A 7,630-nucleotide genomic window follows, 5' to 3' on the forward strand; every position below is an offset into this window, starting at 1 on the left:
CCCGCAACCAGTGCGAGCCATGCTTTTTTATCTTTTACTAACAGGGTGAGTTTAGTTAGTAGTTTCTTCACTGTCGTTTTCATCAACCTTAGGAACGGTGACTTGCAGTTGTAAAATACGACGGTTATCAGAATTAGTTACTTTAAACTGATAGTCGTCTATTTCAATTGTTTCGCCGCGACTTGGCATATGGCCAAATGCGTGTAGTACCGTACCGCCAATGGTATCGGCTTCATCGGTGCTGTAACCTGTTTTAAAGTACTCGTTAAAGTCATCTACAGGAGTGAGCGCTTGTACTACGTATACATGCTTAGCAAGTTGGCGAATATCTTGTTGATCTTCTTCTTCGTCGTGTTCATCTTCGATTTCGCCGACAATTATTTCAAGAATATCTTCAATGGTGACAAGGCCCGATACACCGCCGTATTCGTCAATGACGATAGCCATGTGGTAGCGTTGTTGACGAAATTCATTTAGTAGGGTGTCTACGCGCTTGCTTTCTGGCACTACCATGGCTGGGCGTAAATATTCGCGCAGTGAGGGTAGGTGCTCATCTTTATTTAGAATAAGCGGCAGCAAGTCTTTTGCGAGCAAAATACCTTCAACGTGGTCTTTGTCTTCACACACCACCGGAAAACGCGAGTGGGTGGAGTCGACCATCATGGGGATCAAATCTTCAAGGGGGCTGTCGACCTCAAGTGTGACCATTTGTGAGCGCGGGATCATTATATCGCGCACTTTAAGCTTGGATACACCAAGCACACCTTCGATCATTTCTTTGGTTTCTGGGTCGATTACGTCACGCTCTTGCGCGTCGGCAATTACTTCAACCAGCTCTTCTCTATTCTGGGGTTCCCCTTGCAACATTTGGGCTATGCGGCCCATCCACGTTTTGCCAGAAGAACCCTGGCTAGATTGCGAGTTATCGTCGCTCATTGCGTCTAAATGCTCCGTTAATTTAAATTTCGTCCCGGTATGGGTCAGCTATGTTTAGCTCTGCAAGTAATTGCTTTTCTATGCTTTCCATCTCAAAAGCGTCTTCACTCTTTATATGGTCAAATCCAAGTAAATGCAAGCATCCATGAATAACCATATGGGCAAAGTGGTCATGAAATGACTTTTCTTGCTCGATTGCTTCGGCCAATACAATGGCTGGGCAAATTATTAAATCACCTACTAATGGCAAATCAATGCCTGGCGGTGCTTCAAATTCGAACGACAACACGTTGGTTGGTTTATTTTTACCACGGTAGTCGTTGTTTAATTGTTGTGATTGGGCTTCATCGCTTATAACGATGCTCAGCTCAGACTCATCACGAAACTTGCTCAGGGCTTTATCGGCCCACAGTGCAAATTGTTCTTCGCTTGGGAGGTTGTCAAACTCACACGCTATTTGTAAATCTAATTCGGTGCTCACGGTATTACTCTTTAGTTGAAGGCGGCTGTTGAGCGGCAAGTTGCTCTTTGGCTTTTTGTTTTTCTATACGCTTTAGTCGCTCGCTTTCGTCATTGCGCTCGTAGGCTTCGACAATACGGCCAACAACAGGGTGGCGAACAATGTCGTGCGATTGGAAAAAGTTAAAGCTAATTTCTTCAACATCGCTAAGTACTTCTATTGCATGGCGAAGGCCTGAGCGCGCACCGCGTGGTAAATCAACTTGTGTTATATCGCCCGTTATTACTGCTTTAGAGTTAAAGCCTATACGGGTTAAAAACATTTTCATTTGCTCGGCGGTGGTATTTTGGCTTTCATCTAAAATAATAAACGCATCATTTAGTGTACGGCCACGCATGTAAGCGAGTGGGGCAATTTCAATAATGTGTTTTTCAATAAGTTTTTCTACTTTTTCAAAGCCAAGCATTTCAAATAGCGCATCGTAAAGAGGGCGTAGGTATGGGTCTACCTTTTGGCTTAAATCGCCTGGTAAAAAGCCCAGTTTTTCACCGGCTTCTACCGCTGGGCGGGTAAGTAATATACGACGTATTTCTTGGCGCTCTAGAGCATCTACTGCGGCTGCAACTGCTAGGTAGGTTTTACCTGTACCGGCAGGGCCAATCCCAAAGGTAATGTCGTGATGCAAAATATTAGCAACATACAAACCTTGGTTGTCATTACGCGGTTTAATTACGCCACGGCGGGTTTTAATAAACATTTCTTTGCCGTACGCACTTTGCGGCACTTCTTGTTCTAGGGCTTTTGATTCGGTAATGGCTAAATGTACGTTGTCGGGCTCTATTTCACCAATTTCGCCACGAACAGGTTGAGTATCAACATAAAGGTTTTTTAAAATGTCTACGGCCGCGGCACTTGAGTGAAGTTTACCTGTTACTTTAAAAAAGTTGTCGCGGTGGATTATTTCAACACCTAGGCGGCGTTCAATTTGTTTGATGTTTTCGTCAAACGGGCCACATAAAGAAGAAAGGCGTTTGTTGTCGGCAGGTTCTAAATAAATCTCTAATGTTTTTAACTGATTACTCAAAATTACTTCCTATTCGGGTGCGCCAGTAAGGGTTACTGGCGCAATGAATTTATACAACTACGGTACGAAAGTAGCTACGCCAATTTCGTTGGTTGTATCGATTTTTGGCTCAACGCTTGCAGCTTTTGTTAAAATAGCTGAAGGAGCAATATCACGACGTAAGTTCATTTCTGATTCTGTACGAATTAAATCGCCACGTAAAGAGTTTGGTAACGCTTCGGTAATACGTACATCAACAAACTGGCCGATCACTGTGTGTGGGCCAACAAAGTTAACTACACGGTTGTTTTCGGTGCGGCCACGTAATTCCATTGGGTTCTTTTTAGAAGGCCCCTCAACTAAGATACGTTGCTCTGTATCAAACATTTGGCGGCTAATTTGTTGTGCCATTTGTGTAATACGGTTTTGTAGTAGGTATAAGCGCTCTTTTTTCTCTTGCTCTGATACGTCATCAGGTAAGTCGGCGGCAGGCGTACCTGGACGCGCACTGTAAATAAAGCTAAAGCTCATATCAAAGCCAATGTCGTTAATCAGGTTCATAGTGGCTTCAAAGTCTGTTTTGCTTTCACCTGGGAAACCAATAATGAAGTCTGACGACATGCTTAAGTTAGGGCGAATTTTACGCAGCTTACGTATTGTTGATTTGTACTCAAGCGCTGTATGGCCGCGTTTCATTAAATTAAGAATACGGTCTGAACCACTTTGCACAGGTAGGTGTAAGTGATCAACAAGCTCTGGTACATCAGCGTACGCATCAATAATATCTGGCGTAAACTCTACCGGGTGCGAGGTGGTGTAACGAATACGGTCAATGCCATCAATCGCTGCTACGTAACGGATTAAATCTGAGAAGTAACAAATTTCGCCATCGTGTGTTTCACCGCGGTATGCGTTTACGTTTTGACCAAGTAGGTTTACTTCACGTACGCCTTGCTCAGCAAGTTGCGCAACTTCTAATAATACGTCATCTAATGGGCGGCTAACTTCTTCACCACGGGTGTAAGGTACAACACAAAAAGTACAGTACTTAGAACAACCTTCCATTATTGATACAAATGCAGACGGGCCTTCAGCTTTTGGCTCTGGTAATCGGTCAAACTTTTCAATTTCTGGGAACGAAATATCAACCACCGATGAGCCTTTGTCGCCTTGCACTTGTTTAATCATTTCTGGTAAACGGTGCAATGTTTGTGGGCCAAAAATAACATCAACAAACGGTGCACGCTGGCGAATAGAGTCACCTTCTTGTGAGGCAACACAACCACCTACACCAATAATTAAATCTGGCTTGTCGTCTTTTAATAACTTCCAGCGACCTAATTGGTGAAATACTTTTTCTTGCGCTTTTTCACGAATTGAACAGGTGTTAAGTAAAATAACGTCGGCGTCTGCTGCTTCTTCCGTTAGCTGGTAGCCGTTGGTTGCATCTAAAAGATCAGCCATCTTCTGAGAGTCGTACTCGTTCATCTGACAACCCCAAGTTTTGATATGCAGCTTTTTGCTCATTGAAATATAGCCTCGTGTTCAATTCGGTAGTGGCACAAAAATGTGCTTAAAACGGGATTAAGGAGCAAGGTTGCTCACTTAAAGGACGCGTATTTTAGCTGGATACCCGCCCAGATCCAAGTATAGTTTTCATGTTTGTGATCTCAAATCAATACACAGGCAGTTTAATAGCGTGATAGTTATATACTCTCGCACTAATGCGGCGAGTTACGGTACAATCAAAACAGTTTCACGTATTAACCAAATGATGAAAAACATGACTCAAAACAAAGTGATTGTTGTAGGCGCAGGGATGGTCGGTGCGGCCATGGCCATAAAGCTTGCACAGCAAGGAAAATCAGTACAAATAATAGAAAAAAAACTGATTAACGCCGACGCCATTTTAGCAAGTGATCAGGTAGATATACGGGTATCGGCTATTAACCGTTTTTCAGAAAACCTGCTGGACGAGCTAGGGGCTATGCCTATTTTAAGGGAAAATCGATTAGCACCTTACACGCAGTTAGAAGCATTTGAGCGCGGTGGCGACAACCTATTATTTGATTGCGCCGATATTAATACTTCGCACTTAGGTCATTTAATTGAAAACAATTTAATACAAGCAAGCCTTTGGCAGCAGTTTGCACATTATAATATTGAGGTTATTGAACAATCAGCACCTTTAAGTGCTATTGAGCAAGACACAACGTCAATCACCCTCATTTATGGCGATACCCGTTACACTGCTGACTTAGTTATTGCGGCCGATGGCGGGCAATCGCAGCTACGAGCAAAGGCAAATATTGGTGTAACAGGGTGGCAGTATCAGCAGCACTGCATGGGCGTACTAATAAAGCTAGATGCGCCGCAGCAAGTAAAAACGTGGCAACAATTTACCCCTACAGGCCCGTTAGCCTTTTTACCTATGCAGGCGCCATACGCTAATTTAATTTGGTACGACAGCGCTAATACCTTACAAAACTTTAAAGGGTTAACGGCTGAGCAAATTAAAGCGCATGTTTTAAATAAGTTTACGCTTCTTGCAGGGGATTTTGAGGTGCAAAACCATGCGGTATTTCCGCTTACCCGTCAGCATGCAAATAATTACTCTAATGGGCGTTTGGTGTTAGTGGGCGATGCGGCTCACACAATTAACCCATTGGCCGGGCAAGGCGTTAATTTAGGCTTTCAAGATGTGGTAGCACTCGCACAGGCACTTGAAGATGCTGATGATATAGGTTGTCCGCTAAAACTAAAAGAATACGAGCGAAGCCGCCGTAAAGCCAACCTATTAATGATGAGCATGATGGATGCGTGTTACTTTGGTTTTTCTAATCAAATTACGCCACTAAAATGGGCACGCAGCCAGTTTTTAAAAATGGCTAACAATACCGGTCCTTTAAAAAACTGGGTATTAAAATACGCCATTAGTGGGGAGTTTAATTAAATATACTTAAGTGATTGGCTAAATTAATAAATGCACAGCCAGTCACTCCCTTTCTTATGCCACTTGGGCAACTGCATAGTTGTCACTATTAATTTATTCCGTTATTGCGTTTTTTTGCCATACTCAAACTACTAACCAATTAAAAGTTGTGTGTTTGTGGATAATTTTTTTATTTTTATACTCATTGTCGGCGCTTTGCTACTAACGCTGAGCATTGTGCCAACAATAAAAATTTGTAAAAAAACTAACCGTGTTTCGTGGATTTTGCTACTGGCGCTTATTTTTAGCTTTATAGTGGGCTATTGGTATGTACTTTATTATTTTGTAAATAACGATATAGCCGGATTTATTGCTATGAGCGTATCGCTAATTTTATTTGGCGGGGGCGCTTTTGTTTATTTAGTTATTCAGCTTAGTTATAAAAGTATTTTAAAAATACACCGCTTTGCAAAACGTCAACGAACCCTTGCCGAAAACGACAGCTTAACTGGCCTCCCTAATCGAAAAAAGTTTTTTCAGGTGCTTAACAAACAAGTTAAATACGAGCCTTCGTTTTATTTAATGCTTATAGATTTAAACCGCTTTAAATCGATTAATGACTCATACGGCAATAAAGTAGGGGATATGTTGTTAAGCATTTTTTCAAAAACACTCAGCCATAATATTGTGGGAATAGCCAAGCTGTACCGTTTAGGCGGCGATGAATTTGCACTTATTGTTGATAACTCAGCCAATGAGGCACTTAATTTATGTATTGAAGCAATAAAAAAATCAACTAAACACCCATTTCATATTTACGAGCATAGCTTACGTGTACACGTGACTGTGGGAATAACAACCTTTGCGAATCACTCGTCGCACGCTAATGAGCTATTAAAGCAAGCAGACTTAGCACTGCATGAGGCTAAAGACACACAGCAACTGTATGTACATTACTTTGAGGCGCTGAGCACCCGAGCAAATGAGCTTTCAAATATGACCTCACGTATTAAGCAGGCTATTAAAAAACACGAATTTGAGCTTTATTTACAGCCTATTTTTGATGCCAGAGCCGATGAAGTACATGGAGCAGAAGCGTTAATACGCTGGCCGCAAAGTGATGGCTCATTTATTAGTCCAGAGGTATTTATTGGCATTGCTGAGCAAAGTGGGTTGATATTAAATATTTCTAAATGGGTGCTACTAGAAACAATAAAGCACTTAAAGGAGTTAAAAGCAGCTGGGTTTATAGGTTCGTTGCATGTAAACCTTTCTACTAAAGATTTAGAAAGCCCGGAGTTTTATGATTTTGTTGAAGAACTAGTAAAGCATGACCCAACGCTAAGCGACGCAATTATTTTTGAAATAACCGAATGCGCCATGATGACAAACCTAGAAGCCGCCCGCACAATGATGCAAAAACTAAATAGCAGAGGGTTTGAATTTAGTGTAGATGATTTTGGTACTGGCTTTTCTTCTTTGGTATTACTGCGAGAATTACCAATAAGCCAAATAAAAATAGATCAATCATTTATAAAAGACATGCTGACTCAAATAGCAGATTACGCGATTGTTGAATCGACATTGTTTTTAGCGACGCGACTTAATTGTAAAGTGGTGGCAGAGGGAATAGAAGATAACGATCTTAAACAAACATTAACGCTAATGGATTGTGATTATTTGCAAGGGTATTATTTTAGCAAGCCAGTAAACATTAATGAGTTTATACACAAATATGCTAATGAGGAAGAGTACAGGATAATATAGAAATTGGCTGGGATACCAGGATTTGAACCTGGGAATGCCAGGATCAAAACCTGGTGCCTTACCGCTTGGCGATATCCCAACGCTAAATTTGGAATAGTTTTAGTTCTAGATAAGAACATGGTGCGGAAGGAGAGACTTGAACTCTCACATCCTAAGATACTGGAACCTAAATCCAGCGCGTCTACCAATTCCGCCACTCCCGCATTTAAGATACACAGGTGTTAATGTATTGGAACCTAAATCCAGCGTCTAATTCAAGACAACTGCTAATTCCGATACTCCCGCATATGGTCATTCTTTATAGCAATTTCTTTGGTAGAAGAAATTGGCTGGGATACCAGGATTTGAACCTGGGAATGCCAGGATCAAAACCTGGTGCCTTACCGCTTGGCGATATCCCAACAAAGAATTAGCTGATTATTTTAGTTCTTATCGAGAACATGGTGCGGAAGGAGAGACTTGAACTCTCACA

6 protein-coding genes and 3 tRNA genes are annotated in these 7,630 nt (G+C 41.8%); 2 read left to right on the plus strand and 7 right to left on the minus strand.

Annotated features, from left to right (window positions below):
• Positions 1-51: 51 nt before the first annotated feature.
• From corC to miaB, 4 genes are read right to left on the minus strand one after another with little or no spacing between them, the layout of a single operon-like run.
• A complete protein-coding gene (gene corC, locus L650_RS0123250) occupies positions 52-936 on the minus strand; it encodes a CNNM family magnesium/cobalt transport protein CorC (protein ID WP_004589463.1) in 885 nt (294 codons plus the stop codon).
• Between the two features lie 22 nt (positions 937-958).
• The gene (gene ybeY, locus L650_RS0123255; RefSeq protein ID WP_024033864.1) at positions 959-1,417 is read right to left on the minus strand and encodes an rRNA maturation RNase YbeY; all 459 of its coding nucleotides are present in this window, start codon (positions 1,415-1,417) and stop codon (positions 959-961) included.
• A gap of 4 nt (positions 1,418-1,421) precedes the next feature.
• Positions 1,422-2,480, minus strand: coding sequence for a PhoH family protein (locus L650_RS0123260; RefSeq protein WP_004589461.1), 1,059 nt, complete (start codon positions 2,478-2,480; stop codon positions 1,422-1,424).
• A 57-nt stretch (positions 2,481-2,537) separates the two neighbouring features.
• The gene (gene miaB / locus L650_RS0123265; protein ID WP_029774570.1) at positions 2,538-3,986 is read right to left on the minus strand and encodes a tRNA (N6-isopentenyl adenosine(37)-C2)-methylthiotransferase MiaB; all 1,449 of its coding nucleotides are present in this window, start codon (positions 3,984-3,986) and stop codon (positions 2,538-2,540) included.
• A gap of 244 nt (positions 3,987-4,230) precedes the next feature.
• Here miaB and L650_RS0123270 point away from each other — a divergent pair, with 244 nt between their 5' ends.
• Together L650_RS0123270 and L650_RS0123275 are read left to right on the plus strand one after the other, a co-directional pair.
• Positions 4,231-5,412 carry an FAD-dependent monooxygenase gene (locus L650_RS0123270; protein ID WP_029774571.1) on the plus strand — a complete coding sequence of 394 codons (1,182 nt, stop codon included), beginning with the start codon at positions 4,231-4,233 and terminating at the stop codon, positions 5,410-5,412.
• 156 nt (positions 5,413-5,568) lie between these two features.
• Entirely contained in the window at positions 5,569-7,158 is a 1,590-nt protein-coding gene (locus L650_RS0123275; protein ID WP_029774572.1) for a putative bifunctional diguanylate cyclase/phosphodiesterase, read from the plus strand.
• Between the two features lie 4 nt (positions 7,159-7,162).
• Here the strand turns inward: L650_RS0123275 and L650_RS0123280 are convergent.
• The 3 genes from L650_RS0123280 to L650_RS0123290 all read right to left on the minus strand — a co-directional run bounded on the left by L650_RS0123280 (position 7,163) and on the right by L650_RS0123290 (position 7,559).
• Positions 7,163-7,237: transfer RNA gene (locus L650_RS0123280), tRNA-Gln, on the minus strand.
• A gap of 39 nt (positions 7,238-7,276) precedes the next feature.
• Positions 7,277-7,361: transfer RNA gene (locus L650_RS0123285), tRNA-Leu, on the minus strand.
• A 123-nt stretch (positions 7,362-7,484) separates the two neighbouring features.
• A tRNA-Gln gene (locus L650_RS0123290) sits at positions 7,485-7,559 on the minus strand.
• Positions 7,560-7,630 lie beyond the last annotated feature (71 nt).

The organism is Pseudoalteromonas sp. TB51, assembly GCF_000498055.1.
GTDB classification, from domain to species: Bacteria; Pseudomonadota; Gammaproteobacteria; order Enterobacterales; family Alteromonadaceae; genus Pseudoalteromonas; species Pseudoalteromonas atlantica.